Here is a 25,798-nt window from a genome sequence, read left to right as displayed (position 1 = left end):
TCGGTTGACGCTACATTTGTAGCGCTACGTTTGTAGCGGATCGAGTCTAAAATGAGGCGGCGAGATTAACTCGCCGTAGGCCCCTCCTCCCGCCCTGCGGCGGGAGGAGAAGGCTCTGGCGTCAGCCGACCGGCTTGACGTTGTCGTCCGAGTTACGGTCGATCCAGCGATTATAGGGATCGATCCCCGCAAACGCCGGCTTCTTGTCCGTAACGAACCGGAACACCTGGGTTCCGCTGCGCAGCGGACGGCGCTCCATCACGATGACCGACTTCTGGTCGAACGCCCCCTTGCCCGGCTCGCTCGAGAACAGGCCGACGTCGAAGGTCTCATTCAACGGCGACTCCGTCTCTTCGCCCTTGCCGTCGGCGTACAGCTTGCGGGCCTCGACCGTCAGGGCGACATCCCACTTGCCGTCGGCGCGCTTGGTCGCCGTGACCGATTGCGTCTTCACGTCATACAGGGTGATCTTCTCGAACAGGTCGGTGATCAGGGCCTGCTTGTCCGCCGGGGCCTCGGCGCGCAGCGCCGCGACCAGGTCCAGCGAGCGCGGATACGGCGCGGACTTGAAGGCGTACTGCGCCAGCACACGACGCAGGGCGCGGTTCACCGCCTCCTCGCCGATCTGGTCGCGCAGCAGGTACATGACCAGTCCGCCCTTCTGATAGTGGATGTACTGCTGGTTCTCGATGCGCAGCAGCGGCATCTCCTCCAGCCGCTCCATGCCGCGCGAGCGCAGGTAGCGGTCCAGCTCATACTTGAGGAAGCGACGGATCTTGTCGGGACCGTACAGCTTCTCCATCACCATCAGCGCCGAATATTGCGCCAGGGATTCCGACAGCAGGGTCGAGCCCTGCTGGTCCGAGCCGACCACCTGGTGCGCCCACCACTGGTGGCCGACCTCGTGGGCGGTGATGTAGGTGACGTAGTCGATCTTCTCCTCGTCGGTCAGGTCGGCGATGAAGCCAAGCCCTTCCGAATAGGGCATGGTGTTGGCGAAGGCCTGGGCGAAGCTGGCGTAGGCCGGGAACTCGATGATCCGGGCCTGCCGGAACTGATACGGGCTGAAGGCCGTGCCGTAGTAGTCCAGCGACGCTTTCATCGCCGTCAGCATCCGCGCCACGTTCCGCTCGTGCCCCTGGTGGTAGTAGACGGCCAGTTCGATGGGGCCGTGCTGCTCCTTGGCCACCCGATAATCGGCGGACTGGACCGAGAAGAAGTTCAGCACCGGCGCTTCGGTGACGAACCGGGCCGTGCGGCGGCCGTCCTTCGTCACGTCCGACACCTTGTAGCCCGGCGCGATCGGCGTCTGATCGGCCACCGTGGTCACGGTGATGTCGGCGTTGACCCAGTCAGCCCCGATATAGTTCTGCCCCCGCGCGCCTTCATCCTCCAGCTTGGCCATGCGCAACTCGGCCGGCAGGCCATACTTGCGGCGCTTGGCCCGGTCGGACAGCAGGCCGTCGCGGCCCATGCCGATGGTCAGGCCGAACTCGCCGTTGTTGACGAAGGTGCCGTTGTCGACGATCCGCGTCGTGTCGCCGCTGTTCTTGAAGCCGCGCTGCTCCAGCACGGTTTCAAAGGCGATGGCGCGCTTCTCGCCCGGCTGCATCGGCGTCGCGAAACGATAGATGCGATACTCGAACTCGGGCCACTCACGCGCCACCGTCGCGCCCTGAACGTCCAGGCGAGCGATCTTCAGGTCATCGCTCCAGCGCAGGTGCACCTCGCTCAGCGGCGCCCCTGTGCGGTTCTCGATGACGTAGGTTCCCTTGGTCGTCAGACGCGGCTGGTGCGGATAGAGGTCCAGGTCCAGCTTGACGTCGGTGATCGAGGGCTGCGGCGTCTTCTCGTACTTCAGCAGGGTCTTCTCATAGTCCGCCATCAGTTGCTCGCGCTGATCGCGGGTGCGGTATTCGTTCCAGACGTTGGTGTTGATGAAGGCGTAGACCCCCAGGGCGACGAAGGCGGTCAGGGCGACACCGCCGATCACGCCGGCCGGCCCCATCAGACGACGCGGCAGGCGCTTCAGGCGCGGCAGGAAACGCGTCTCCGCCCCCCGACGCCACAGTCCATAGGACAGGACCAGCAGGACAACGGCGAAGGCCGACCAATAGGCCTGCATCCAGGCGGCGTAGCCGGCGAACTTGCCCAGACCGTTCATGTCCGACAGCGGCATCCCGGTCCCCGAACCATAGCGGTAGAGGACGTGGTCGAAGCCCATGCCCGACAAGACAATGGTCGAGATCAGATAGACCACCATGATGGCCCAGCCGACGAACTTGTTCGGCGACAGCGACTGCACGAAGATGGCCAGCACGGCGATCAGCGCGAAGCTGATCGACTGGGGCACGACGTACCAGAACAGGTATTTGCCGATCTCGAAGTCGGTGTAGCCCTTGATCGTCTGCACGATCATTCCGGCCACCGAGGCCGCCATCAGGGTGGAAACCAGCACCAGGATCAGCGCCAGCGTCTTGGGCAGCAGGAAGGTCCAGTCCGGCGTGGCGGTGGAATCGATGATCTCGTGCGTGCGGCGCTCGCGGTCACGCCAGACCAGCTCGCCAGAGTAGTAGATCGAGATGATCATGACGATCAGGCCGAACGAGCCGCCCAGGGTCTCGATCACCACGCGCGTCACCGGCAGCACTGGCGCCCCGTACATCTCGCCCGCGAACAGCAGGACGGCGATGCCGAAGGCGAAGCCCAGAGCCAGCATGACGAAATAGGCCGGGCTCTTGAACACCGTCTTCATCTCGAAGACGGTGCGCGAGATCAGTTGCGTCCAGCCGGCCTTGAAGCCGTAGGACGGCGCGGCCAGGGGGGCGACCGGTGCGCTGGCGTCGGGCGCGGTCTCGGCCAGGGCCTTCAGCTTCTCCTGCTTGCGCAGCTTCGACCCGCGTGGCGACGGCCGGTACAACGGGAAGGCCGCGGCCAGGAAGGCCAGGCTGACGCCCAGCCACAGCAGCTTGTTGCCCAGCAGGATGCCCACCAGCGGCGCGTTGATGGTGTTGCGCTCGGTCGCCGTCCAGTATCGGGTCACCAGACCATAGGCGCCGGCGCCGAAGGGCTCCAGCCAGGCCACCACCGTCTCCAGTTCCGGCTTGGAGCCGAACACCGTGGTTGTGGTCATGTAGAGGATGAATACCCCCACCACGCCGACATAGGTCGCCATCATGGAGCGCGTGACCGTCGCCAGGGTGAAGAAGATCGCCGAGGTGAACAGCAGCCCGGGCAGCCCCATGACGACGAAGCTGTAGAGGTAGTCCAGCGGACGGAACGGCCCGACCGTCTCCTTGTCCACCCACGGCATCAGCGAGCCGATCAGGATGCCCAGCGCCACCGACAGGAAAGCCAGGGCCACCACGGCGAAGGCGCCGAGGAAGCGTCCGTAAAGATAGTCGAATTTCGACAGCCGGCTGGCCTGGACCATGGGTCCGAAGCCGGTCGACACGTCGCGAACGACGACATTGGCGACAATGGCCGTCGTCGCCAGCATGAAGAACAGATTGAAGGCCAGATGCGCCTGCGCGATCGCATAGGGCGCGTTCTTGTAGACGTTCCCGCCGGCGTTGAAGCTGACGTTCGGCTGGGCGATCAGGCCGAAGCTCAGCAGGAAGAACAGGATGGAGATGACCCAGAAGGCGGGCTGGCGAAGCTGATAGCGGAACTCGAAGGCCGCGACTTTCCCGAACATGATCCGGGCCTCAGGCGGCTTGAGCGGCGGGACGGCGCGAGGCGGCCAGCGTCGAGAAGTAGACGTCCTCCAGGCCCCCCGAAGCGGGCTCGAAACCCTCGCCCGGCTTGGCGTCGGCCAGGACGTGGATCACCGTCTGTCCCGCGAACAGGCGCGTCGAGATCACCTCGAAACGCGCACGGTGTTCCGGCAGCGCCTCCTTGGCGATGGCCTTCTTCCACACACGCCCCGACATCTGCTTCATCAGCTCCAGCGGCGCGCCTTCCAGCTGGATCTTGCCGCCCGCCAGCACCGCCATGCGCGGGCACAGGTCGGCCACGTCCTCGACGATGTGGGTCGACAGGATGACCACCACGTTCTCGCCGATCTCGGCCAGCAGGTTGAGGAAGCGGTTGCGTTCTTCCGGGTCCAGACCGGCGGTGGGCTCATCGACGATGATCAGGCGCGGATTGCCGATCAGGGCCTGGGCGATGCCGAAGCGCTGGCGCATCCCGCCCGAGAACCCGGCCAGGGCCTTCTTGCGCACGTTCCACAGATTGACCTGGTTCAGCAGGGCCTCGACCGTCTGCTTGCGCTCCTTGCCGTCGGCGACGCCCTTCAGCACCGCCATGTGATCCAGCATGTCGTAGGCCGAAACGCGCGGATAGACGCCGAAGTCCTGCGGCAGATAGCCTAGGGTGCGCCGCAGCAGCTCAGGCTGGCGGATCACGTCGATGTCGCCGAAGCAGATCTCGCCCGAGGTCGGGGTCTGCAGAGTGGCGATCGTCCGCATCAGCGTCGACTTGCCCGCCCCGTTCGGGCCCAGCAGGCCGAACATCCCGGTCGGGATCGTCAGGCTGACGTCGTCCAGCGCCCGTGTTCCGTTGCCGTAAACATGGACCAGATTGTTGATCGTCAGCATGGCGCGCCCCGCATGTGTAAAAGACACTTCACACTGACGGCTGACTTGCCCCCTCGACAAGTTACAGATTGGACAGGTTTGCGAACGCCGTCCTTCCACCAAGCCTGTAGCCCCGGCCAAAAGGGCTGATACAGTCATGACACCGGTTTCTTTGGCGGGGTGATCATGATGATGTCGAGACGAGCCGCCTTGCTCGCCGGTCTCGCCGCTACGGCGACCGCAGGCGCCAGCCACGCCCGCCCGAACGACCCGCGCGCCGTCACCACGGCGGGGCCGGTGGTGGGGCGTCGTCAGGACGGAATCAACGTCTTCAAGGGCCTGCGCTACGGCGCGCCGCCTCGCCGGTTTCAGCCGCCCGAGCCGCCGACGCCCTGGCGCGATCCAGTTCCGGCTTTCGACTATGGCGCCGCCAGCCCGCAGCGTGGCGGAGAACCGAAACAGAGCGAAGACTGCCTGTTCCTCAATGTGTGGACGCCAGGTGTCGACAACGGTCGCCGGCCGGTCATGGTCTATATCCACGGCGGGGCCTATTCGAGCGGGTCAGGCTCGGATCCGCTCTATGACGGCGCCCGGTTGGCGACACGCGGCGACGTGGTGGTGGTGACGCTGAACCACCGCCTGAACGCCCTCGGCTACGCCTACCTGGCGCGGCTGGCGCCCGGGTTCGACGACTCCGGCAACCTCGGCCAACTGGACCTGATCCTGGCCCTGCGCTGGGTGCGCGACAACATCGCGACCTTCGGCGGCGATCCCGCGCGCGTCATGGTCTTCGGCCAGTCAGGCGGCGGGGCCAAGATCGCCACCCTGATGGCCACCCCCGCCGCCGCGGGCCTGTTCCATCGCGCCGCGACCATGAGCGGCCAGCAGGTCACGGCCTCCGGGCCCATCAACGCCACCACGCGCGCGACCACGTGGCTCAAAGCCCTCGGCCTGACGCCCGATCGCGCCCACGAGGCGGCCAGCCTGCCCCTCGAGCGCCTGCTGGAGGCTCAGGGCGTGGAGGACCCCATTCTCGGATACGGCGGCCTCTACTTCGGGCCGGTGCTGGATTTCCGCAGCCTGCCGCGTCACCCCTTCTATCCCGACGCTGCACCGCAGGGCCTGACCATCCCCATGATCATCGGCAATACGCGCGAGGAAACCCTCGGCTTCATGGGCAATGATCCGAAGAACCTCGGCCTCACCTGGGACACGCTGCCCGCGCGGCTGTCGCCCGGCGTCATGCGCATCGACATCACGCCCGAAGCGGTGATCGCGGGCTACCGCCGGATGCATCCCGACTGGTCGCCGGATCAGGTCCTGATCGCCGCCACCACCGCCGGTCGTTCATGGCGCGGCGCGGTGATCGAGGCCGAGGAGCGTGCCAGGGCCGGAGCCCCCGCTTGGGTCTATCAACTGGACTTCCCCGGCGAGACCGCCTCGGGCCGCAAGGGCGCCTTTCACACCGCCGACATCCCCCTGGTGTTCGACAACGTGCAGGCCTCCGGATCGCGCACCAGGGGACCGGGCGCGCAAGGCGTGGCGGATCGGATGAGCGACGCCTTCATCGCCCTGGCCCGTCACGGCGATCCCAATCACGCGGGCCTGCCCCGCTGGGACCGCTACGATCTGCCGACCCGCCAGACCCTGCTGTTCGACGTCGCGCCCCGGATGGCCAATGACCCGCGCGGCGACGAGCGGACCTTCTTCTCGGCCATCCCCTACGTCCAGCCGGGAACCTAGAGCGGGAAGTCCAACCGCGCGGCCCAGGCGCGCGCCAGTTCAGGCCAGACCTGAGCGGGCCGCCCCTGGATCAACCGAATACCAAAGCCATGCCCGCCCTCCTGGAACAGGTGAGCCTCGGCCTTGACCCCCGCCGCCTTCAGCGTCGTCAGGAGCATCAGGCTGTTCTCGACTGGCACCGAGGCGTCGTCCATGGCGTGCACCAGGAAGACCGGCGCCCCGCCCGTCCAGTTCATCTGCTCCAGCGAATAGGCGGCGATGCGCGCCTGGCTCGGCGCCTCGCCCAGCAGATGGGTCCGTGACCCCGCGTGGACGTGCGGGTCCGCCATTGTGGCCACCGGATACATCAGCACGGTCAGGTCCGGCCGCAGCGATACGGCGTCCGCCGCATCGACCGGCGCATAGGTCGGGTCCGTCCGCGCGCTGGCCAGCCCGGCCAGATGTCCGCCCGCCGAGGCGCCGAGGACGGCGATCCGATCCGGCCGCACGCCGAACCCGGCCGCGCCGCTGCGGATCAGGCGAATAGCCCGCTGCACGTCCTGTAAGGGCGCGTCAGCGCCCGCCGTCCAGCCGTCGGCGGGCAGGCGGTAGCGCAGGATGAAACAGGTCGTGCCGCTGGCGGCGAAGACACGGGCGACGTCGAAGCCCTCCTTGTCCAGCACGGACCAGCGGTAGCCTCCGCCGGGGATCAGCAGCATGGCCGAGCCGTTGGGGCGTTCGGGCCGCATCACCGTCATGATCGGGTCGGTGGTGTATTGGGCGTAGCGGTCGCGATAGGCGGGGTCGGTCGAACGCTCGGGCACGACGGGAACCACCGTCACCCCCTCCCCGCCCGGCGCCCCGTTCGGCCACAGGCGGACCACCTCGGTCGGATCGGGCGGCGCGACGGTCTGGGTTCTGGCGCTTGCAGGCAGGGCCGCCGCCAGGGCCGGGGCCGCCGCCCCCATGATCAGTAAACCACGTCGATGCAGGTCCACGTGCATCTCCCTCCAGAATTGAAGAAGGGCGCTCGCCCCCTCAGACGAGCGCCCTTCAAAGGCCTCAGGTCATCAGACCTTGGCCGGTTCGTATCTCGGCGAGATCAGGTGAACCACCAGCAGGGCCACCAGATAGGCCGAGGCCGCCACCACGAAGATCGGGGTATAGGTGCCGATCTGGTCCAGCACGAAGCCGGCGTACTTGGCCATGATCATGCCGCCGATGCCGCCCAGCATGCCGCCGATGCCGACGACCGAGCCCACCGCAGAGCGCGGGAAGACGTCGCCGGGGAAGGCGTAGAGGTTGGCCGAGAAGCCCTGGTGCGCCGCGGTCGCCAGACCGATGATCAGCACCGCCACCCACAGGTTCGACGCAAAGGCGGCGAAGGCGACCGGCACGGCGCACAGGGCGCAGATCAGCATGGTCAGCTTGCGCGCCTTGTTCAGGCTCATGCCGCTCTTCATGAAGCGCCCGGACATCCAGCCGCCACCGACCGAACCGACGTCCGACAGCAGGTAGATGGCCACGATCGGCGGGCCGAAGGTCTTCAGGTCCAGGCCATAGTTTTTGCCCAGGAAGTCCGGCAGCCAGAACAGGAACATCCACCAGATCGGGTCGATCAGGAACTTGCCCGCGGCATAGGCCCAGGTTTCCTTGACGGTCAGCAGCTTCTTCCAGCCGATCTTCTCGACGGTGTCGGCCGGGTCCTGCTCGATCCACTCCAGCTCGCCCTGCGTCAGGTTCTTCACTTCACGTGGACGACGATAGACGATCAGCCAGATCGGCAACCAGATCAGGCCCAGCAGACCGGTGACCACGAAGGCCATCTGCCAGCCGAAGCTGAGCACCAGGATCGGCACGACCAGCGGCGTCACGATGGCGCCGATATTGGTCCCGGCGTTGAACAGGCCGGTGGCGAAGGCGCGTTCCTTCTTCGGGAACCACTCGGCCACGGCCTTGATCCCGCCGGGGAAGCCGCCGGCCTCGCCAACGCCCAGCAGCATGCGGGCCATGATGAAGTGCGAAAGGTCGCGCGCGGCCCCGTGCATCATGTGGCCGATCTGCCAGATCAGGAAGGCGACCCCCAGACCCCAGCGCGCGCCAACCCGGTCCATGATCCGTCCGAAGATCAGGTAGAAGACGGCGTAGGACGCCTGGAACCAGAAGACGATGTCCGCATAGTCCGTCTCGGACCAGCCGAACTCGGCCGACAGCGTCGGCTTCAGGAAGCCGATCATCTGACGATCGACATAGTTGATGACCATGGCTGCAAACAGCAGCCACATCACGATCCAGCGGTACTTGCCCGCCGGCGGCGCCATCACCTTGATGGGCCCCCTCTCTGCGGGGGCCGCGCTCGAAGCGTCACTCATGATACCAGACCCATTCCCTTGGTTTCCTCGGCGCGCCCCGTCTTCTTGACCGCCCTGAACGGCGGACGAGTTCGCGCTGATGTTGATTACTAGCCTTGCGTCGGATGCGGCGCGGCCTTCACGACCGTGCAGCGGACTTCTCCCACGCCTTCGAATACGCACGTCGATTCACTGCCGGCGTAAACCCGGTGAACCCCGGTCACGGCGCCGGTCGAGATCAGCGTCCCCGCCGTCAGCGGGCGCCCCCAGCGCGCACAGTGTTCCAGCAGAAAGCGCACCGATTCCAGCGCGCCGCCCGCCAGGGACAGCGAGCCGCCCTTGCCGACGCTGACGCCGTCGATGATGGTTTCGACCTGAATCTCGTCCATGCGGGCGCGCCAGTCGGTCAGTTCCGGGCCGATCAGCAGGCCGCCGTTGTTGCCAAAGTCCGAGGCCACCACGGCCGAGCCCAGGTCGTTGATCGCCGACAGCGGGCTGCCGGCCAGTTCGACCCCGATGAAGACGGCGTCGATCTGATCGGCGGCGTCCTCGATCGTCCAGTCGGTCTTGGCCGGGTCGGTATCGGCGCCGATGCGGGCGATGAACTCGGCCTCGACTGCGGCGAAACCGCCTTCGATAGCGGGCAAGGGCGTCGGGGCCTCACCCGTGGTCCAGACGTTGCCGGCGAAAATGGCGCCGGCCAGGCGATGCACGCCCAGCGCCGGCTGCTGCGCCGGGGGCACGCCGCCGACCTTCCAGCCCACGAGCCGATCCGGGTAGAGGGCGATCGCGGCGTCCTGGATGGCGTAGGACCGCGCCATGTGCTCGGGCGTATCGCCCGGATAGCCCGGCACCGCCCGCGCGGCGAGGCGCGCGCTGACAAAGGTCTCTGCGACCGCCTGATCCGAGATCGGCGCCTGCACGGGAGCAGCCGTCATGCGCAGCGCTCCGAAAGAATGATCTGGTCGGTCAAATGACGCCCCATTGGAAAACGCCGGATAATGGGCGGCTTAGGAAACCGGTGTCAATCCGCCTTGAAAACAGGCCATGGCGCACAGCGCCCGGCGAGGCTATGCCTTATAGTCAAAATAAGAACACGAGGGGGAACGCCGTTGTCGGAAGACGATTCGCGGCAGACGAAGACGGGCAAGCGCGCCACCATCAATGATGTCGCTCGCGTCGCCGAGGTCTCCAAGAAGACAGTGTCACGCGTCATCAACCAGTCGCCCTTCGTGCGTGAGGACACGCGCGAACGCGTTCAGGCGGCCATCGACGAGCTGGGTTTCATCCCCGATCCGCAGGCGCGCGGCCTGGCCTTCCGCCGGTCGTTCCTCGTCGGGATGATCTACGATCAGCCCAGCCCCACCTACGTCGTCAACATGCAGCAGGGCATTCTGGACGCGCTGAAGGGCTCGGGTCTGGAACTGGTGGTTCACCCCTGCAGCCGGAACTCCCCCACCCTGCTCAAGGACATTCGCGGCTTCGTCGAACGCCAGCGCCTGTTCGGGGTCATCATGCCGCCGTCGGTCTCCGAAGACGATTCGGTCATCGAGCTGCTGCGGGAACTGGACTGCCCCTATGTCCGCATCGCCTCGCTGACGCTGGACGAGCCGCAGAACATGGTCGTGACCAATGACTGGATCGGCGCGGCCGAGGCCGCGCGCCACCTGGCCGACCTGGGGCATCGCCGCATCGCCCTGGTGCGCGGCCTGGCCTCGTTCCGCTCATCCGCCGTGCGGGGTCAGGGCTTCATCGACGCCTTGGCCGAACGCGGCATCATCCTGCCGCCGGAATATGATCTGCAGGGCGCCTATACCTACGAATCCGGCGTGGAAGCGGGCCATGCCCTGCTGTCCTTGCCCGAACCGCCCACGGCCATCTTCACGCTGAACGACGACATGGCGCTCGGCGTCATGCAGGCGGCGCGCGAACGCGGCATGGAGTTGCCGCGCGACCTGTCTGTGGTGGGTTTCGACGATCTGCCGATGGCGGCCCGCGTCTGGCCTAATCTGACCTCGGTGCGGCTGCCGATCCGGGACATGGGGCGAATGGCGGCCGAGAAACTGCTGGCGCCCACCCGCGGCGTCGACCCGGCCAAGCTGCAACAGCCTGAGGTCCGACCGGCCCTCGTGGTGCGCCACTCCGCCGCGCCCCTGGCGTAGAGCGCGCTGGGCTGAAACGACAAAGGCGGCCGGCGCGCAGAGCGCCGGCCGCCTTTTTTCTGGACCTGATCAGCGCGATCAGGCGCTGACGACGCCCTTCAGGTATTCGCGAATGCCTTCGTCGGTGGCGTTGGCGAAGAAGTATTCCTGGAACTTCTCACCGGCCACGGTCGCCTTGAGCAGGTCCTGGTCGATGGACTTCAGGACGGTCAGCATGTCGTTGCAGGTGACGGCCTTCAGGCTCTTCAGGATGCCGCGGTTCTTGGCCATGATCTCGGCGCGTTCCTTGGGATAGCCCAGACCGCGTTCGCCCTCGAACAGCTTGCGATAGACGTCCTGCAGGTTCAGTTCAGCGGCCCAGCCGAAGCCCTTGGCGTAGGGCATGGAGATGGCGTTGCCGTCGTTGATCTGACCGAACAGGAAGGCGTCGGTCGGGTCGATGACCAGACCGCAGAAGACGCCCGGCATCGAGTTGGCGGCCAGCATCGAGCCCATGCCCGTGCCGCAGCCCGTGACCACGAAGTCGGCGGCGCCCGAGTTCAGCAGGATGCCGGCCAGCAGACCGTTCATCACATAGGTCAGCGAGGCCTTATCCTCGGGCGTGTACATGCCGTAGTGGAAAACCTGATGGCCCAGCGGTTCCGCCACGGCGGTCAGGGCGCCGTGCACCGTTTCGCTCTTCGCGGCCTGGCTGTTTTCGATGATGAGAGCGATTTTCATGGAGGCGATCCTCAAGACGGTGGCGAAGCGATGCCGATCTGATGCCGGCGATTATGGTCTAACTGATTGCATCATAATATGACACCGGTTACCTAGTCCACTGAAGGATGGACGCAAGATCCGTCCAGGTGGCTCGCGCAGCGAGAGGCCAGGGAGCCCTGAATGTACTACGACCCCATGTACGACAAGGTCTATCAGGCCACCCATCCGGATATGATGGACGGCGCCTCGAACCAGCAGCTGCGGGATCGCTACCTGATTCAGGGCTTGTTCGTTCCGGGCAAGATCAGCCTGAACTATACCCACCATGAGCGGATGATCATGGGCGGCGCGACCCCGACGACGGATCCCCTCACCCTGCCGACCCATTCCGTGCCGGAATCGCTGGCTGGCGCCCCGCTCCTGCAGGGCCGTGAACTGGGCATCGTCAATGTCGGCGGCGCCGGAACGGTCACCGTCGACGGCGAGGTGCTCGACCTGGGCTTCCGCGACGGCGCCTATGTGCCGATGGGCTCTGTCGATGTCACCTTCACCTCGAAGGACGCGGCCGAGCCGGCCAAATTCTATCTGGTCGCCACCCTGGCCCACGCCCGGTACGACCTGACCAAGATCTCGATCGCCGACGCCGTGCCGCTGGAGATGGGCGCGCTGGAGACGTCCAACGAACGGACGATCTATCAGTACATCGTTCCGGCCAAGGTGAAGTCCTGCCAGCTGCTGCTGGGCGTGACCGTCCTGAAACCCGGATCGGTGTGGAACACCATGCCGCCGCACATTCATGATCGCCGCTCGGAGGCCTACCTCTACTTCGGCCTGGGCGAGGCCGACCGCGTCTTCCACTTCATGGGCGAGCCGGACAAGTCCCGAAACATCGTCGTCGCCGACGGCGAGGCGGTGATCTGCCCGCCGTGGTCGATCCACATGGGCGCGGGCACGTCGAACTATACCTTCATCTGGGGCATGGGCGGCGAGAACCTCGACTACACCGACATGGACAAGCTCGACATCTGTCAGCTGAAATAAGGACCTATGGGCATGGCCAATCCTTTTGATCTGACCGGCAAGGTCGCGCTGGTCACCGGCGGCAACACGGGCCTGGGTCAGGGCATCGCCCTGGCTCTGGCCGCCGCCGGGGCCGACGTCGCCTCGGTCGCGCGCCGCGCCTCGGACGACACGGTCGGCAAGGTCCTGGCCAAGGGCCGCAAGGGCCTTTCGATCCAGGCGGACCTGACCTCGATCGAACCGGTCGAACGGATCCTGGACGAAACAGAGGCCGCGCTCGGCCCCGTCGACATCCTGGTGAACAACGCCGGCATCATCCGCCGCGCCGACGCCGTGGACTTCACCGAGCAGGACTGGGACGACGTGATGAACGTCAACCTCAAGGTCCTCTTCTTCCTCAGCCAGGCGGCGGTGAAGCGCATGATCGCCGGCGATCGCGGCGGCAAGATCATCAACACCGCCTCCATGCTGTCCTATCAGGGCGGCATCCGCGTGCCGTCCTACACCGCGTCGAAGTCCGGTGTGGCCGGCCTGACCAAGCTGATGGCCAACGAGTGGGCCAAGCACGGGATCAACGCCAACGCCATCGCTCCTGGCTACTTCGCCACCGACAACACCCAGGCGTTGCAGGACGACCCGGTGCGCTCCAAGGAAATCCTGGGCCGCATCCCGGCCGGCCGCTGGGGCGACCCGACCGACCTGGGCGGCGCCGCCGTCTTCCTGGCCAGCCGCGCCAGCGACTATGTGCAGGGCATCACCCTGCCGGTCGACGGCGGCTGGCTGGCGCGCTGATCCCGCGCTAGCGTCCAGACCATGAGCAATCCTCGCCCGAACTCCAAGATTCTCTGCTTCGGCGAGATGCTGCTGCGGTTCAGCCCGAACCAGAACGAACTGCTGCTGCAGTCCCCGGCCCTGACCGCGCGTCCGGGCGGGGCCGAGGCCAACGTCGCCGTCGCCCTGGCCCGCTTCGGCGCGCCGGCGGCGATGGCCACCGTCCTGCCCGACAACGCCCTGGGCCAGGCCGCGCGCGACGAGGTGCGACGCTACGGCGTGGACACCACGCCGATCGTCTTCTCGCCCGGCCGCATGGGCCTCTATTTCCTGACGCCCGGCGCGGTGCGCCGCCCGTCCGAAGTCCTCTACGACCGCGCCGGTTCGGCCTTTGTCGAGCGCGTCGCCGACGCCTTCGACTGGGACGCCCTGCTCGACGGCTATGAGTGGCTGCACGTCTCGGGCGTCACCCCCGCCACCGGGCCGAACGGTTCGCGCGCCGCTGTCGAACTGGTCGAGGCCGCCGTGCGCAACGGCGTTCGCGTCAGCTACGACGGCAATTTCCGCGGCAAGCTGTGGGAGCAATGGGCCGGCGATCCGCCCGCCACCCTCGGCAAGATGCTGGCCGGCGCCGAAATCGCCTTCGCCGACGACCGCGACTTCGCCCTGGTGCTGAAGACCAGGTTCGAGGACGCCGACCCCAATGCGCGCCGCCGCCTGGCCGCCGCCGCCGCCTTCGACGCCTTCCCTCGCCTGCAGCGCATCGCCTGCACCCTGCGCGTGCAGGAAAGCGTCGCCGATCAGGCCCTGTCGGCGGTCATGCTGACGCGCGGCCCGAACGGCGAAGTGATCGAAACCTGCGCCGAGGCCATCCACATGACCGGCGTCGTGGACCGGGTCGGCGGCGGCGACGCCTTCGCCTCCGGGGTGCTGTTCGGCCTGTGGAGCGGCTGGTCTGACCAGGAAGCGCTCGACTTCGGCCTGGCGGCCGCGGGCCTGAAGCACTCGGTTCCAGGCGACTTCAACCTGTTCACCGCCGCCGAGGTGCGCGCGGCCATGGGCGACGGCGGCTTCGACATTCGTCGCTGACGGTTTCGTGAAAACCGGGGCGTTTTCACGGACGCTCCGGCACTAGGAAACCGGTGTCAATCGTGATTAGCTTCACCATCACAAGCAGCCGTCAGAGCTGCGAGGCGACGCATCCGAGGAAGACACCATGACCACCATGAACCGCCGCGCCCTGCTGGCCGCCGGCGCCGCCGCGACCTTCACGGCCGCCTCCGCTCCCGCCTTGGCCAAGACAGTCATGCAGGCCGCGCCCGACCGCGCCGCCGTCATCGCTGCGATGAAACGCGCCACCCGGTTCATGACCGACGAGGCCGCCGTCGAGGGCGGCTATGTCTGGAACGTCCTGCCCGACTTCTCGCGCCGCTGGGGCGAGTTGGAGGCCTCCCCGACCATGATCTGGGTCCAGCCGCCCGGCACGGCCACCGTCGGTCACCTCTATCTGGACGCCTATCACGCCACCGGCGACGAGCAGTTCTACGAGGCCGCCAAGTCCGCGACCGACGCCCTCGTGCGCGGCCAGCATCCGGCGGGCGGGTGGAACTACGTCATCGACACCGCGGGCGAGGAATCCCTGAAGCGCTGGTACGCCACCTACGGCAAGAACGCCTGGCGGATGGAGGAATTCCACCGCTATTACGGCAACGCCACCTTCGACGACGCGGGCACGGCCGAGGCTTCGCAGCTTCTGCTACGGGTCTATCTGGAGAAGCGCGAGCGCCAGTATCGCGCCCCGCTGGACAAGGCGATCCAGTTCGTTCTCGACGCCCAGTACGCCAATGGCGGCTGGCCCCAGCGCTATCCCTTCGTTCAGGGCGGCGGCGTCCATGGCCACGAAGACTACACCCCCTACATCACCTTCAACGACGACGTGGCGGGCGAGAACCTCGAGTTCCTGCTCTACGCCTATCAGGGCCTGGCGGTGAACGGTCGCGGCGACGCGCGCCTGCTGGACGCCATCCATCGCGGCATGGACATCTATGTGAAGACCCAGCAGCCCATGCCGCAACCGGCCTGGGGCCTGCAGCACTTCCCCGACACGCTGAAGCCCGCCGGCGCGCGGACCATCGAACCGCAGGCCTTCGCCACCCACACCACGGGCGCCAACATCAAGTCGATGCTGGGCTTCTACCGCCTGACCGGCGACCGCAAATACCTGGCCCGCCTGCCCGAGGCCCTCGACTGGCTGGATCAGGTCAAGACGCCCCAGAACCTGATCGCGCCGGGCCGCACCCATCCGACCTTCATCCTCGAGGGTTCGAACACCCCGGTCTATATCCACCGCAAGGGGTCAAACATCACCAACGGCCAGTATTACGCCGATACCAACCCCAACAATCTGATCGTCCACTACGGCTCGTTCCGCAACGTCGACACCGCCGCCCTGCGCCGCGAGTATGAGGAACTGGCCGCGCTGTCGCCCGAGGACGCCAGCCGCAACTCTCCGCTGAAGGCCCGCGCCGGTTCGCTGAAACTGCCCAAATACTTCACGCTTCAGGACGTGGATGTCTGGGACATGTCGTCGGACGCGCGCCGCCTGGCCAGGCCCGCAGCGGGCCGCGCCGCCGAACTCGTGGCGGGGCTCAACGCGCGCGGCTACTGGCCCTCGCCTCTGACCACGACGTCGAACCCCTATATCGGCGAGGCGCCCGCCGCGGTGACGGGCGGCGAATATCAGACCACCCGCGTCGGCGACCTGTGGGACACCTCGCCCTACAACACCGACTATCCGGTCGAATGCGTCTCGACCCAGGTCTTCATCAGGAACATGGGCGAACTGATCGAGACCCTGGCCGGGTAAGCCTTCCCTTCTGTCATCCCGGAAGCCCGCAGGGCTATCCGGGACCCAGACGTCAGCCCTTCCCACGCCATCGCCCAACGGAGCTCCGCCGCCTGGGTCCCGGATCGACGGCTCGCCAGCGAGCCTTCGTCCGGGATGACGGCAGGGAGAAGGGTGCGCGTCATCCGCGCCCAGCTATCCTAGCTGCGCGTCACAAGTCCCTGAAATCAAACCGGTCGCGTCATTCTCGACGCTGTTTGCTCGCCATACCTCTCAAGGCTGGCAAACTGCGCGCGTTCTTTGACATCACCGCCCGCCTCAGTCCGCCCCGTCAGGACCCCGGCTCCCCTCCCGGATCGCCAAGGCCCCTCCGACGTCCCGGAGCCCATTGCACCAATTGCACTGTTTTTTTCGTGGTGCCGTGCAATCGGAGGCGTGGCTGTCAGGACCTAGAGATAGGCCCCCACCTGCCAGGGCACGAACTCGTTGTCCCCGATCCCCAGCGCCTCGGACTTCGACGGCTCGCCCGAGGCCACGGCCAGCATCCGCTCGAAGATGGCGCGGCCGACGTCCTCCATCGCCGTCCCGGTCAGCACTGGCGAGGCGTCGATGTCCATGTCCTCATCCATCCAGCTCGCCAGCTTCGCGTTGGAGGCGACCTTGATCGACGGCGCGGGCTTGGCTCCGAAGACCGATCCCCGTCCCGTGGTGAAGACGATCAGATTGGCGCCCGAGGCGATCTGACCCGTCGCCGAGCAGGGGTCGTAACCGGGGCTGTCCATGAAGCTTAGCCCCTTGGCCGCCAGCGGCTCGGCATAGCCGATCACGTCGTTCAGCGGGGTCGAACCCGACTTGGCCACCGCCCCCAGCGACTTCTCCAGAATGGTGGTCAGCCCGCCCTTAAGATTGCCGGGCGACGGATTGTTGTTCAGTTCCATGCCATGCTTGTCGGCATAGGCCCGCCACCATTCCAGCCGGGCGTTCAGCCGATCCGCCACGCCCTGCGACGCGGCGCGACGCAGCAACAGGTGCTCCGCGCCCCAGATCTCGGGCGTCTCCGACAGCATGGCCGAGCCGCCATGCGCGACCAGCAGGTCGACCGCCGCGCCCAGGGCCGGATTGGCGGTGACGCCGGACCAGCCGTCCGACCCGCCGCATTGCAGACCGACCGTCAGGTGCGACGCCGACACCGGCTGGCGCTCGACCTTGGCGGCCTCGGCCACCAGTTCACGGACGACTTCGATCCCCGCCTCGATGGCGCGGGCCGTGCCGCCAGCTTCCTGAATGGTCAGGGCGCGCAGGTGCGGTCCAGCCTCCAGACCCTCATTGGCCAGCCAGGCCGGGATCTGATTGGCCTCGCAGCCCAGGCCGACGATCAGGATGGAATGGAAGTTCGGATGCTGCGCATAGCCCGCCAGCGTCCGCTGCAGCAGGGTCGTGTCGCTCGACAGCGAAGACCCGCCGCAGCCGCCCTGATGGGTGAAGGCCACAACCCCGTCGACGCCCTTCGGCAGGCTGGCGTCGGGGAAGGCGTCGGCGATCCGCCGCGCCACCGTGGCCGAGCAGTTCACGCTGGTCAGGACCCCGATGTAGTTGCGCGTCCCCACCCGACCGTCGGCGCGGACGATGCCGTTGAAGGTCGCGCCGGAAAGGGACTCCGGCGGACGGACGTCCGCCCCTACCTCGGCCTCACGCCCGTCCTCGGCCATGGCCAGGTTGTGGACGTGGACGTGGTCCCCGACCGCGATGGCGGCCCTGGCCCGGCCGATCACCTGCCCATAGCGGCGAACCAGACCGCCCTCCTCCACCGCGCGCCGGGCGATCTTGTGCCCGGTGGCGACCCCAGCGCGCGCAGGCGCTCCCAGGCCTTCGGGCGTCTCGCCGACGGCGATGTCGTCCAGGGCGATGGCGACATCGTCGGCGGGGTTCAGGACCAGGACGCGGCTCATGCTTTACTCCGTCACCCGGCGGGCGGCCTCGACCGCGCCGTGTTCTCTCAACGACAGGAAGGCGCCCGTCACGGCCTCGACGAAGCGCCGATCGTTGGCCAGGACCTCAGGGAAGACCGCCGATAGGGTCAGCAACGCCCGGACCTCGGCCTCGTCATTCTCGGAGGCCGCGATCAGCTCGGCCGTGCGCACGGCCAGCGGGTCGTCCACCACCACGGCTTCGCCGCTCTCGGTCACGCCCTCCTGCCAGCGCATCCACGCGGCGACGCCCAGAGCCAGCGCCTCGACCCCCTGCCCCGCCGCCAGTCGCTCGGCCATGCCGGCCAGCAGGCGCTGCGGCAGCTTCTGCGACCCGTCCATGGCGATCTGCCGTGTCCGGTGCATCAGGGCCGAGTTGGAAAAGCGGGCCATCAGCTCGGCGCGGTAGGCGGCCAGATCCAGCCCCGGCGGCGGGCTCAGCGTCGTCTGGGCCTCGTTCCACAGGGCCTCGATGAAGGCGCGGAAGGCCGGAACCGCGACAGCCTCATGCACATGCTCGTAACCTGACAGGGCGCCCAGATAGGCCACCGCCGAATGGGCCCCGTTCAGCAGGCGCAGCTTGGCGTCTTCCCAGGGCTCGACCGCGTTCGTCAGCTGAACCCCGAAGGCCGCAAAGTCAGGCCGTTCGCCCGCGAACCAGTCCTCTATCACCCACTGGGTGAAGGGCTCGGCCTTGACCATGCCCCGGTCCTCGACGCCCAGCCGCGCGGTCAGGCGAGCCACATCGTCCGGCGTCGTCGCTGGCACGATCCGGTCGATCATGGTCTGGGGGAAGGCCCCCTCGGCCTCGATCCAGTCGGCCAGAGCCGGGTCGATGCGGCGGGCCATGGCCAGAACGCCGGCCCGGATGCGCTTGCCGTTGTGGGGGATGTTGTCGCAACTGATGACGGTGAAGGGCTTGAGCCCCTCCGCCCGTCGCGCCCGCAAGGCCGCGACGATGAAGCCCGGCGCGGTGCGGGGCGCGGCGATGTCGGCCAGATCGGCGGCGACCTCCGGGTCGTCCAGCAACAGATCGCCCGTCGCCGGGTCGAGGCGATAGCCCTTTTCCGTCACGGTCAGGGTGACGATGTGGACCTCGGCGTCAGCCATGGCCGCCACCAGAGCCGCAGGATCTTCCGGCCCGACCAGCACGCCGCGACCGGCGCCGATCACTCGCAGCGCCTCCTCCGCCCCGTCGCGCACGACCAGGGCGTAGAGGCCGTCCTGGGGGTTCAGTTGGTCCCTCACGCCAGGCGACCGCAGCGAGGCGCCCAGCACGCCCCAGCGCAGATCGCCGCTGGTCAAGGCGTCGTCGAACACCACGGCCTGATGCGCGCGGTGGAAGGCGCCGATGCCCAAATGGACCACGCCGGTCTTCACCGAGGCGCGTTCGTAGGCCGGACGGGCGACGTCAGCAGGCAGGCCCGTCAGGCCCGCATCATTCAGACGGGTCACAGCTTGTAAGCCGCCTTGACCAGACCATAGGTCAGGGCGTGGGCCAATTCGTGGGCCTCGTCCTCCTCCATGCGGTGCTCGACCACCAGCTTGGCCAGGAAGCCGCAGTCCATGCGCCGGGCCACGTCGTGACGCGCCGGGATCGACAGGAAGGCGCGCGTGTCGTCGTTGAAGCCGACGGTATTGTAGAAGCCCGCTGTCTCGGTGACCTGCTCGCGGAACCGGCGCATGCCCTCGGGGCTGTCGTGGAACCACCAGCTCGGTCCCAGCTTCAGCGCCGGATAGTGGCCGGCCAGAGGGGCCAGTTCGCGGCTGTAGGAGGTCTCGTCCAGCGTGAACAGGATCAGGGTCAGTCGGGTGTCCGAACCGAACCTGTCCAGCAGCGGCTTCAGCGCCCGCACATAGTCCGTCTGGGTCGGGATATCGCAGCCCTTGTCGCGGCCGAAGCGGTTGAAGACCGTCGCCGAGTGATTGCGGAAGCTGCCGGGGTGAAGCTGCATCACCAGACCGTCCTCGACCGACATGGCGGCCATCTCGGTCAGCATCTGGCCGCGGAACAGCTCGGCGTCGGCCGCGCTGGCCGGGGCGGTCGAGACCCGCTTGAACAGGGCCTCGGCGTCCGCCTTTGACAGGTCGGCGGTGAAAGCGGTCGGGTGACCGTGGTCGGTCGAGGTGGCCCCCATCTCGATGAAGAAGGCGCGGCGGTCGCGCAGGGCGGCCAGATAGCCCTCCCAGCTCATCGTATCGCGACCGGTCTGCTCGGCCAGGATCTTCAGATTGTCGCGGAAGCCCTCGTAGTCGGGGTCCAGCACCGGATCGGGGCGATAGGCGGTCAGGACGCGTCCTTTCCAGCCCGAGGCGTTGATCGTCTTGTGGTGCTCCAGCGTGTCGAGCGGGCTCTCGGTCGTGGTCAGGACCTCGATGTTGTAGCGGTCGAACAGCGCGCGCGGCTTGAAGGCGTCGGTCTTCAGCGCGGCGTCGATGACGTCGTAATAGTGGTCCGCCGTCTCGGCCGACAGGCGCACGTCGATGCCGAAGGCCTCGGCATAGACCCAGTCGTGCCACATGCGCGACGGCGTGCCCCGGAACAGGTGATAGTTTTCGGCGAACCGGCGCCAGATCTTGCGCGGATCGGTCTCGACGGGTCCCCCGTCGGCGCGGGGCACCCCCAAGTCTTCCATCTCCATGCCCTGCGAATGCAGCATGCGGAAGACGTAGTGATCGGGCGTGATCAGCAACTCTGCGGGGTTGGCGAAGTTCTCGTTACCTGCAAACCAGCTCGGGTCGGTGTGTCCATGCGGGCTGATGATCGGCAGCCCCTTCACCTCGGCGTAGAGGCGACGCGCCACCGCTCGGGTGTCAGCGTCCGCCGGGAACAGGCGATCAGGGTTCAGGCGAAGCGGCTGGGTCATGCAAGGAACTCGGAGCAAGGAATCAGGCGGTCGGAAACGACGGTCGGGCGCGCGGCGATTCGACCGGGGCAGCGGTCGCAGCGGTCAGCAGCGGCATGGTCGTCTCCCTTTGCGCCGACCGTCTGCTGCGGTCGATCGATGTGTTTTACAACGCTACAGCCCTAGACTGCGACATTGACGGAAACGACGTTCGTCATCGTCTTGCCACACACCAAAAACTGTGCGTAGCTTTATATGACACCGGTGGCACAGGCTGACAAACGCCAAATGACACCGGTTCCCGCGATCGCGGAGGTCTGAACGAGGACGCACGATCCTCGAAAGGCCCAACTGGGAGGAGGACATAGATGACCCACCACGCTACCCGTGCGCGCTACGCGCTGACCCTCGGCGCCTCGCTCGGCGCCTTGACTCTGGCGCTCGCCGGCGCTGCTCAGGCGCAGGAGGCCAGCCCGCCCGCCGAGCAGGACGCCACCACCGTTGACGAAATCGTCGTCACCGGCTTCCGCGCCAGCCTGCAGAACTCGCTGAACATCAAACGCCGCGAGGCGGGCGTGGTCGACGCCATCTCGGCTGAGGATATCGCCGACTTCCCCGACACCAACCTGGCGGAATCCATCCAGCGCATTCCGGGCGTGTCGATCGATCGTGACGCCGGCGAAGGCCGCTCGATCACCGTGCGCGGCCTCAGCTCGGAGTTCACCCGCACCCGCATCAACGGCATCGAGGCCCAGGCCACGACCGGCGCGACCGATTCGTCGGGCGGCGTGAACCGTGGACGCGGTTTTGACTTCAACGTCTTCGCCTCGGAACTCTTCAACAACATCACCGTCCGCAAGACCGCCTCGGCTGAAGTCGAGGAAGGCTCGCTGGGCGCAACGGTCGACCTGCGCACGGCCCGTCCTTTCGACTACCCCGGCTTTACAGCGGTGGCCTCGGCGCAGGGCGGCTACAACGACCTGTCCGAGCAATGGAGCCCGCGCTTCGCTGGCCTGATCTCCAACACCTGGATGGACGGCAAGTTCGGCGCCCTGCTGTCGCTGGCCTACAGTGACAAGAGCTCCATCGAAGAAGGCTTCAGCTCGGTCCGCTGGGGCCCGGCGAACGGTGACAACGGCTTCCAGAACCCCGCGGCCCTGCCCGGCGGAACGGCGGCGGCTGGCGGCCTGTACCATCCCCGCATCCCGCGCTACGGCCGGTTGACCCACGACCAGGAGCGCCTGGGCGCGACCATGTCGCTGCAATGGCGCCCGTCGGACGCGACCACGGTCAGCCTCGACGCCCTCTACTCCAAGCTCGACTCGACCCGGAGAGAGAACTTCCTCGAAGCCTGGTCGCTGAGCCGCAACGCCTCCCAGGGCGGCAAGCCGCAAGTCGACATCGTCGAAGCCATCGCCGATCCCAACACGGGCGAACTGGTCTACCTGCGCCTCGACGACATGGACATGCGCACCGAAGAGCGTTTCGACGTCCTGAAGAGCGAGTTCACACAATACACCTTGGAAGTCGAACATGACTTCTCTGACACCGTGCGCTTCAAGGGCGTGGCCGGCCGCTCCAAGTCCGAGTTCGGCAATCCGATGCAGGTCAACGCCATCATCGACCACCAGGACGGCGACGGCTGGTCGATCGATTTCCGCGACAACCGTAACCTGCCCAAGATCGTCTATGGCTTCGACGTCACCGACGCGAACCAGTGGAAAATCACCGGTCCCGCCGGCGCCCAGCCGGTTTCGGAACTGCGTATCCTGTCGAGCGAACAGAGCAATACCTACACCACCGTCGAGGGCGCATTCGAGTTTGATATCGATGACCGGATGACGTTGAAGGTCGGCGCAAGCTACAAAGAATACCAGTCCGACGGCTCGGGTTATGCGCGTCAGACCAACGCCGCGCCCGCCATGCCCGCCGGTTCCACGATCGGCAGCCTCACCTATCTCTTGGAAGGCTTCGGCAAGAATTTGGACCTGCCCGCAGGCTCGGCGACCGCCTGGATTTCACCCAACCTCGACGCGATCGTGAAAGCCTATGGCGCCGACTGCCTCTGCAACACCGGCGTCCCGGGCGGCGATTTCCGCCTGCTCGGTCTCGAGAACGGCTCCACGGCGCTGGGCAACTGGCGTGACGTGACCGAGAAGGACACGGGTCTGTGGGCCCAGCTGGACTGGAACACCGAATGGGCCGGCATGCCGGTTCGCGGTAACTTCGGCGCGCGCTGGGTCAACACCGAGGTCGAGGCCGCTGGCTATTCCGCCCTCAACGGCGTGACGACCCGCGTCACCGGCGCCAACAACTATGACGACATCCTGCCGTCGCTGAACGTCTCGGTCGAGCCGATCGAGAACTTCATGGTCCGCTTCGGCGCCGCACGCGTCATGTCGCGTCCGCCGGTGACCAACCTAGTGCCGGTCTTTGCACTGAGCGCACCCAACGCCGCAAACCGAACCGCGTCGCTGGGCAACGTGGACCTGGATCCTTACCGCGCAGACACCTTCGATCTGTCGCTGGAGTGGTACTTCGCCCCAGAGTCCCTGCTGTCGTTCGCCTTGTTCTACAAGGACATCTCCACCTATGTGCAGACGACGCAGCAGACGATGACCTATGCCGAGCTGACGGCGATGAACCCGGCGGCCTTCCCCGCCGCGTCTGACCGGCCGCCGTCCGACCAGTACGTCTTCAGCCGCCCGACCAACACGCCGGGCGGCCCGCTGAAAGGCTTCGAAGTCAGCTACCAGCAGCCCTTCACCTTCCTGCCGGGCGCTTTCTCGAACCTGGGCGTGCAGGCCAACTTCACGCACGTGGAGTCGGAGATCGACTACTGCACCACCGCCGCCTGCACCGCCTACGTGACGGCCAACCTGGTCAACCTGTCGCCGGACGCCTGGAACGCCACGCTGTATTACGACGACGGCCGCTTCAACGCCCGCGTCTCGGCCGCCTATCGCGACACCTACTATCAGCAAGTCCCGGCAGCCAACGGCGGGACGCGCGGCATCGCCGTCACCGGCAAGACCGAGACGCTCAGCATCGACGCCTCGGCCTCCTTCGACGTCAACGACAAGCTGGCCCTGTCGATCGAAGGCATCAACCTGACCGACGAGTTCAACCGCCAGAACCACAGCGAACTCGATGGCGTGCGTGACAGCACCTACGTCTATCACCACACGGGCCGTCAGGTCTTCGTGGGCGCACGCTACAAGTTCTGATCAGACTTCCACCGCACTCCTGAGCGGTGACCTGGGCGCCGGCGATCTGATCGTCGGCGCCCTTTCTTTGTCTCCAGGGAGGGCTGACAGCTAGGTCAGGCCGCTGATCCGGCTCAATGCTGCAATATCAAACCGGGCCTCAAGCACCTGCGCAATCCGGTCCAGAGCCCCGTCGACACGCTGCGACTGGTCCACGCCATCTGATGGAGCGCCCAGTTCGGCCAGGATCGCTGCTCGCGCTTCGGCCTGATCGAACAGGCCGTGGACGTAGAGGCCGGCGATCCGACCGTCTGCCGAGATCGCGCCGTGCGCGCGCCCCTCGACAAGTGCGAAGGGCCGCGCTGCGTCGGGGCCGTCCGTCTGGCCGATGTGGATTTCATAGCCCGCAAACGCGGCCCCGGAAGCTGTCAGTCGCCCCACCGTCTGGCGCAGCGTCTTTTCGCCCGCCAGGACCGTCTCGACATCGAGAAGTCCCAAGCCGGGCGCCGATCCCGACACGCCCTCGACACCGTCCGGGTCACTGACGATGCAACCCAGCATCTGATAGCCGCCGCATATGCCCAGCAACCGCCCGCCGCGTCTAACGTGGGCGGCGATGTCCACGTCCCAGCCCTGGGCGCGGAGGAAGGCCAGGTCCGCCAGGGTCGCCTTGGTCCCCGGCAGGATGATCAGGTCGGCGTCGCCCGGCAAAGCCGTACCCGGCGGGACGAAGCCGAAGTCCACGCCCGGCTCATGCCGCAAGGGATCGAAGTCGTCGAAATTGGCGATGCGCGACAGCATGGGCACGGCGATCCGGACACGCCGCGCCGCCTGTTCACCATTGGCGTGATCCAGCACTACGGCGTCCTCGGCCGGAAGCGCTCGCGCATCGCTCAGCCAGGGCGCCATGCCGAGATCGGCCCAGCCCGTGCGAGCGGAAATCTCCGCGCGGCCCGCGTCGAACAATGCGGGATCGCCCCTGAACTTGTTGATCAGAAAGCCGCGGATCATGGCGCGGTCGGCTTCGTCCAGAACGGCGTGGGCGCCGACCAGACTGGCGATGACATGACCTCGATCAATGTCGCCGACCAGAACCACGGGCACGTTGGCGGCGCGGGCGAACCCCATGTTGGCGATGTCGCCGACACGGAGATTGGTTTCCGCCGGACTGCCCGCCCCCTCGACAATGACCAGATCGGCTTCGGTCTGCAGGCGATGAAAGCTGTCCAGAACGACATCCAGCAAGGCGGCCTTGCGTTCCTGATAGCCCGCCGCCTGCCACACACCCTCTACGCGGCCGCGCACGACAAGCTGGGCGCCCGTATCGCTTTGGGGTTTCAACAGGACGGGGTTCATATCGACCGTAGGCGCGGTGCGGCAAGCGAACGCCTGCAACGCCTGCGCGCGGCCGATTTCGCCCGAGCGCCCCTCGGCGTCGGGCGCCGTTACAGCGGCGTTGTTGGACATGTTCTGCGGCTTGAACGGGCGCACAACCAGCCCACGATTGGCGAACAGCCGACACAGGCCCGCGACCAGCACAGACTTGCCCACGTCCGAGCCGCAGCCCTGAATCATCAGCGCCGCCATCGGCCCTCTCCTCACGTCCAGTGACGCCAGTAGGACCCCCGC

The 25,798-nt window shown here is 66.9% G+C and carries 17 protein-coding genes; 7 read left to right on the top strand and 10 right to left on the bottom strand.

Annotation, left to right across the window (positions count from 1 at the left end; genetic code table 11):
• Positions 1-121: 121 nt before the first annotated feature.
• Together B4A39_RS03840 and B4A39_RS03835 are read right to left on the bottom strand one after the other, a co-directional pair.
• Complete coding sequence (locus tag B4A39_RS03840) at positions 122-3,697, bottom strand: ABC transporter permease/M1 family aminopeptidase (RefSeq protein ID WP_292033430.1); 3,576 nt, start codon at positions 3,695-3,697, stop codon at positions 122-124.
• A gap of 10 nt (positions 3,698-3,707) precedes the next feature.
• The gene (locus B4A39_RS03835) at positions 3,708-4,598 is read right to left on the bottom strand and encodes an ABC transporter ATP-binding protein (protein ID WP_292033428.1); all 891 of its coding nucleotides are present in this window, start codon (positions 4,596-4,598) and stop codon (positions 3,708-3,710) included.
• Between the two features lie 168 nt (positions 4,599-4,766).
• Between B4A39_RS03835 and B4A39_RS03830 the strand changes: the two genes are divergently transcribed.
• Complete coding sequence (locus B4A39_RS03830) at positions 4,767-6,320, top strand: carboxylesterase/lipase family protein (RefSeq protein WP_292033427.1); 1,554 nt, start codon at positions 4,767-4,769, stop codon at positions 6,318-6,320.
• On the opposite strand, the gene B4A39_RS03825 is transcribed toward B4A39_RS03830, so the two are convergent.
• The 3 genes from B4A39_RS03825 to B4A39_RS03815 all read right to left on the bottom strand — a co-directional run bounded on the left by B4A39_RS03825 (position 6,317) and on the right by B4A39_RS03815 (position 9,588).
• Positions 6,317-7,303: an alpha/beta hydrolase gene (locus tag B4A39_RS03825; RefSeq protein ID WP_292033425.1), complete on the bottom strand. Its 987-nt coding sequence runs from the start codon at positions 7,301-7,303 to the stop codon at positions 6,317-6,319. The genes B4A39_RS03830 and B4A39_RS03825 overlap by 4 nt on opposite strands.
• A 66-nt stretch (positions 7,304-7,369) precedes the next feature.
• Entirely contained in the window at positions 7,370-8,620 is a 1,251-nt protein-coding gene (locus B4A39_RS03820; protein WP_292033597.1) for an MFS transporter, read from the bottom strand.
• A 140-nt stretch (positions 8,621-8,760) separates the two neighbouring features.
• The gene (locus B4A39_RS03815) at positions 8,761-9,588 is read right to left on the bottom strand and encodes a 2-keto-4-pentenoate hydratase (protein ID WP_292033424.1); all 828 of its coding nucleotides are present in this window, start codon (positions 9,586-9,588) and stop codon (positions 8,761-8,763) included.
• Between the two features lie 174 nt (positions 9,589-9,762).
• Here B4A39_RS03815 and B4A39_RS03810 point away from each other — a divergent pair, with 174 nt between their 5' ends.
• Positions 9,763-10,812 carry a LacI family DNA-binding transcriptional regulator gene (locus tag B4A39_RS03810; RefSeq protein WP_292033423.1) on the top strand — a complete coding sequence of 350 codons (1,050 nt, stop codon included), beginning with the start codon at positions 9,763-9,765 and terminating at the stop codon, positions 10,810-10,812.
• A gap of 78 nt (positions 10,813-10,890) precedes the next feature.
• On the opposite strand, the gene B4A39_RS03805 is transcribed toward B4A39_RS03810, so the two are convergent.
• Positions 10,891-11,532: an RpiB/LacA/LacB family sugar-phosphate isomerase gene (locus B4A39_RS03805; RefSeq protein WP_292033422.1), complete on the bottom strand. Its 642-nt coding sequence runs from the start codon at positions 11,530-11,532 to the stop codon at positions 10,891-10,893.
• Positions 11,533-11,709: 177 nt separating this feature from the next.
• On the opposite strand from B4A39_RS03805, the gene kduI reads away from it, so the two are divergent.
• From kduI to B4A39_RS03785, 4 genes are all read left to right on the top strand, one after another.
• Positions 11,710-12,555, top strand: coding sequence for a 5-dehydro-4-deoxy-D-glucuronate isomerase (gene kduI / locus B4A39_RS03800; protein WP_292033594.1), 846 nt, complete (start codon positions 11,710-11,712; stop codon positions 12,553-12,555).
• 12 nt (positions 12,556-12,567) lie between these two features.
• Complete coding sequence (gene kduD / locus B4A39_RS03795) at positions 12,568-13,326, top strand: 2-dehydro-3-deoxy-D-gluconate 5-dehydrogenase KduD (protein ID WP_292033420.1); 759 nt, start codon at positions 12,568-12,570, stop codon at positions 13,324-13,326.
• A gap of 21 nt (positions 13,327-13,347) precedes the next feature.
• Positions 13,348-14,394, top strand: coding sequence for a sugar kinase (locus B4A39_RS03790; RefSeq protein ID WP_292033419.1), 1,047 nt, complete (start codon positions 13,348-13,350; stop codon positions 14,392-14,394).
• Between the two features lie 127 nt (positions 14,395-14,521).
• A complete protein-coding gene (locus B4A39_RS03785) occupies positions 14,522-16,171 on the top strand; it encodes a pectate lyase (protein ID WP_292033418.1) in 1,650 nt (549 codons plus the stop codon).
• Positions 16,172-16,599: 428 nt separating this feature from the next.
• Here the strand turns inward: B4A39_RS03785 and B4A39_RS03780 are convergent, their stop codons facing one another.
• Genes B4A39_RS03780 through uxaC form a run of 3 tightly spaced genes read right to left on the bottom strand, consistent with a single transcriptional unit; the run spans position 16,600 to position 20,984 of the window.
• Positions 16,600-18,099: a UxaA family hydrolase gene (locus B4A39_RS03780; RefSeq protein WP_292033416.1), complete on the bottom strand. Its 1,500-nt coding sequence runs from the start codon at positions 18,097-18,099 to the stop codon at positions 16,600-16,602.
• Positions 18,100-18,102: 3 nt separating this feature from the next.
• The gene (locus tag B4A39_RS03775) at positions 18,103-19,572 is read right to left on the bottom strand and encodes a mannitol dehydrogenase family protein (protein WP_292033414.1); all 1,470 of its coding nucleotides are present in this window, start codon (positions 19,570-19,572) and stop codon (positions 18,103-18,105) included.
• Positions 19,569-20,984, bottom strand: a complete 1,416-nt coding sequence (gene uxaC, locus B4A39_RS03770; protein WP_292033411.1) for a glucuronate isomerase — start codon at positions 20,982-20,984, stop codon at positions 19,569-19,571. The genes B4A39_RS03775 and uxaC overlap by 4 nt, the downstream gene beginning before the upstream one ends.
• A gap of 347 nt (positions 20,985-21,331) precedes the next feature.
• Here uxaC and B4A39_RS03765 point away from each other — a divergent pair, with 347 nt between their 5' ends.
• Complete coding sequence (locus tag B4A39_RS03765) at positions 21,332-24,190, top strand: TonB-dependent receptor (protein ID WP_292033409.1); 2,859 nt, start codon at positions 21,332-21,334, stop codon at positions 24,188-24,190.
• Between the two features lie 90 nt (positions 24,191-24,280).
• Here B4A39_RS03765 and B4A39_RS03760 read toward each other — a convergent pair whose 3' ends face one another.
• Entirely contained in the window at positions 24,281-25,756 is a 1,476-nt protein-coding gene (locus B4A39_RS03760) for a cobyric acid synthase (protein ID WP_292033407.1), read from the bottom strand.
• Between the last annotated feature and the right edge of the window lie 42 nt (positions 25,757-25,798).

This window comes from Brevundimonas sp. UBA4553 (assembly GCF_002387245.1).
In the GTDB taxonomy this organism is placed as follows: Bacteria; Pseudomonadota; Alphaproteobacteria; order Caulobacterales; family Caulobacteraceae; genus Brevundimonas.
Note: the sequence above shows the minus strand (reverse complement) of the source record. Positions and strands in the feature narration are given on the sequence as shown.

Excerpts from the sequence above, each read along its gene's own strand:
- B4A39_RS03785 (WP_292033418.1), top strand. The coding sequence starts at position 14,522 with ATGACCACCATGAACCGCCGCGCCCTGCTGGCCGCCGGCGCCGCCGCG.
- B4A39_RS03790 (WP_292033419.1), top strand. The coding sequence starts at position 13,348 with ATGAGCAATCCTCGCCCGAACTCCAAGATTCTCTGCTTCGGCGAGATG.
- uxaC (WP_292033411.1), bottom strand. The coding sequence starts at position 20,984 with ATGACCCAGCCGCTTCGCCTGAACCCTGATCGCCTGTTCCCGGCGGAC.
- kduI (WP_292033594.1), top strand. The coding sequence starts at position 11,710 with ATGTACGACAAGGTCTATCAGGCCACCCATCCGGATATGATGGACGGC.
- B4A39_RS03830 (WP_292033427.1), top strand. The coding sequence starts at position 4,767 with ATGATGTCGAGACGAGCCGCCTTGCTCGCCGGTCTCGCCGCTACGGCG.
- B4A39_RS03825 (WP_292033425.1), bottom strand. The coding sequence starts at position 7,303 with ATGCACGTGGACCTGCATCGACGTGGTTTACTGATCATGGGGGCGGCG.
- B4A39_RS03840 (WP_292033430.1), bottom strand. The coding sequence starts at position 3,697 with ATGTTCGGGAAAGTCGCGGCCTTCGAGTTCCGCTATCAGCTTCGCCAG.
- B4A39_RS03765 (WP_292033409.1), top strand. The coding sequence starts at position 21,332 with ATGACCCACCACGCTACCCGTGCGCGCTACGCGCTGACCCTCGGCGCC.
- B4A39_RS03820 (WP_292033597.1), bottom strand. The coding sequence starts at position 8,620 with ATGGCGCCGCCGGCGGGCAAGTACCGCTGGATCGTGATGTGGCTGCTG.
- B4A39_RS03780 (WP_292033416.1), bottom strand. The coding sequence starts at position 18,099 with ATGAGCCGCGTCCTGGTCCTGAACCCCGCCGACGATGTCGCCATCGCC.
- B4A39_RS03805 (WP_292033422.1), bottom strand. The coding sequence starts at position 11,532 with ATGAAAATCGCTCTCATCATCGAAAACAGCCAGGCCGCGAAGAGCGAA.
- B4A39_RS03760 (WP_292033407.1), bottom strand. The coding sequence starts at position 25,756 with ATGGCGGCGCTGATGATTCAGGGCTGCGGCTCGGACGTGGGCAAGTCT.
- B4A39_RS03835 (WP_292033428.1), bottom strand. The coding sequence starts at position 4,598 with ATGCTGACGATCAACAATCTGGTCCATGTTTACGGCAACGGAACACGG.
- B4A39_RS03815 (WP_292033424.1), bottom strand. The coding sequence starts at position 9,588 with ATGACGGCTGCTCCCGTGCAGGCGCCGATCTCGGATCAGGCGGTCGCA.
- kduD (WP_292033420.1), top strand. The coding sequence starts at position 12,568 with ATGGCCAATCCTTTTGATCTGACCGGCAAGGTCGCGCTGGTCACCGGC.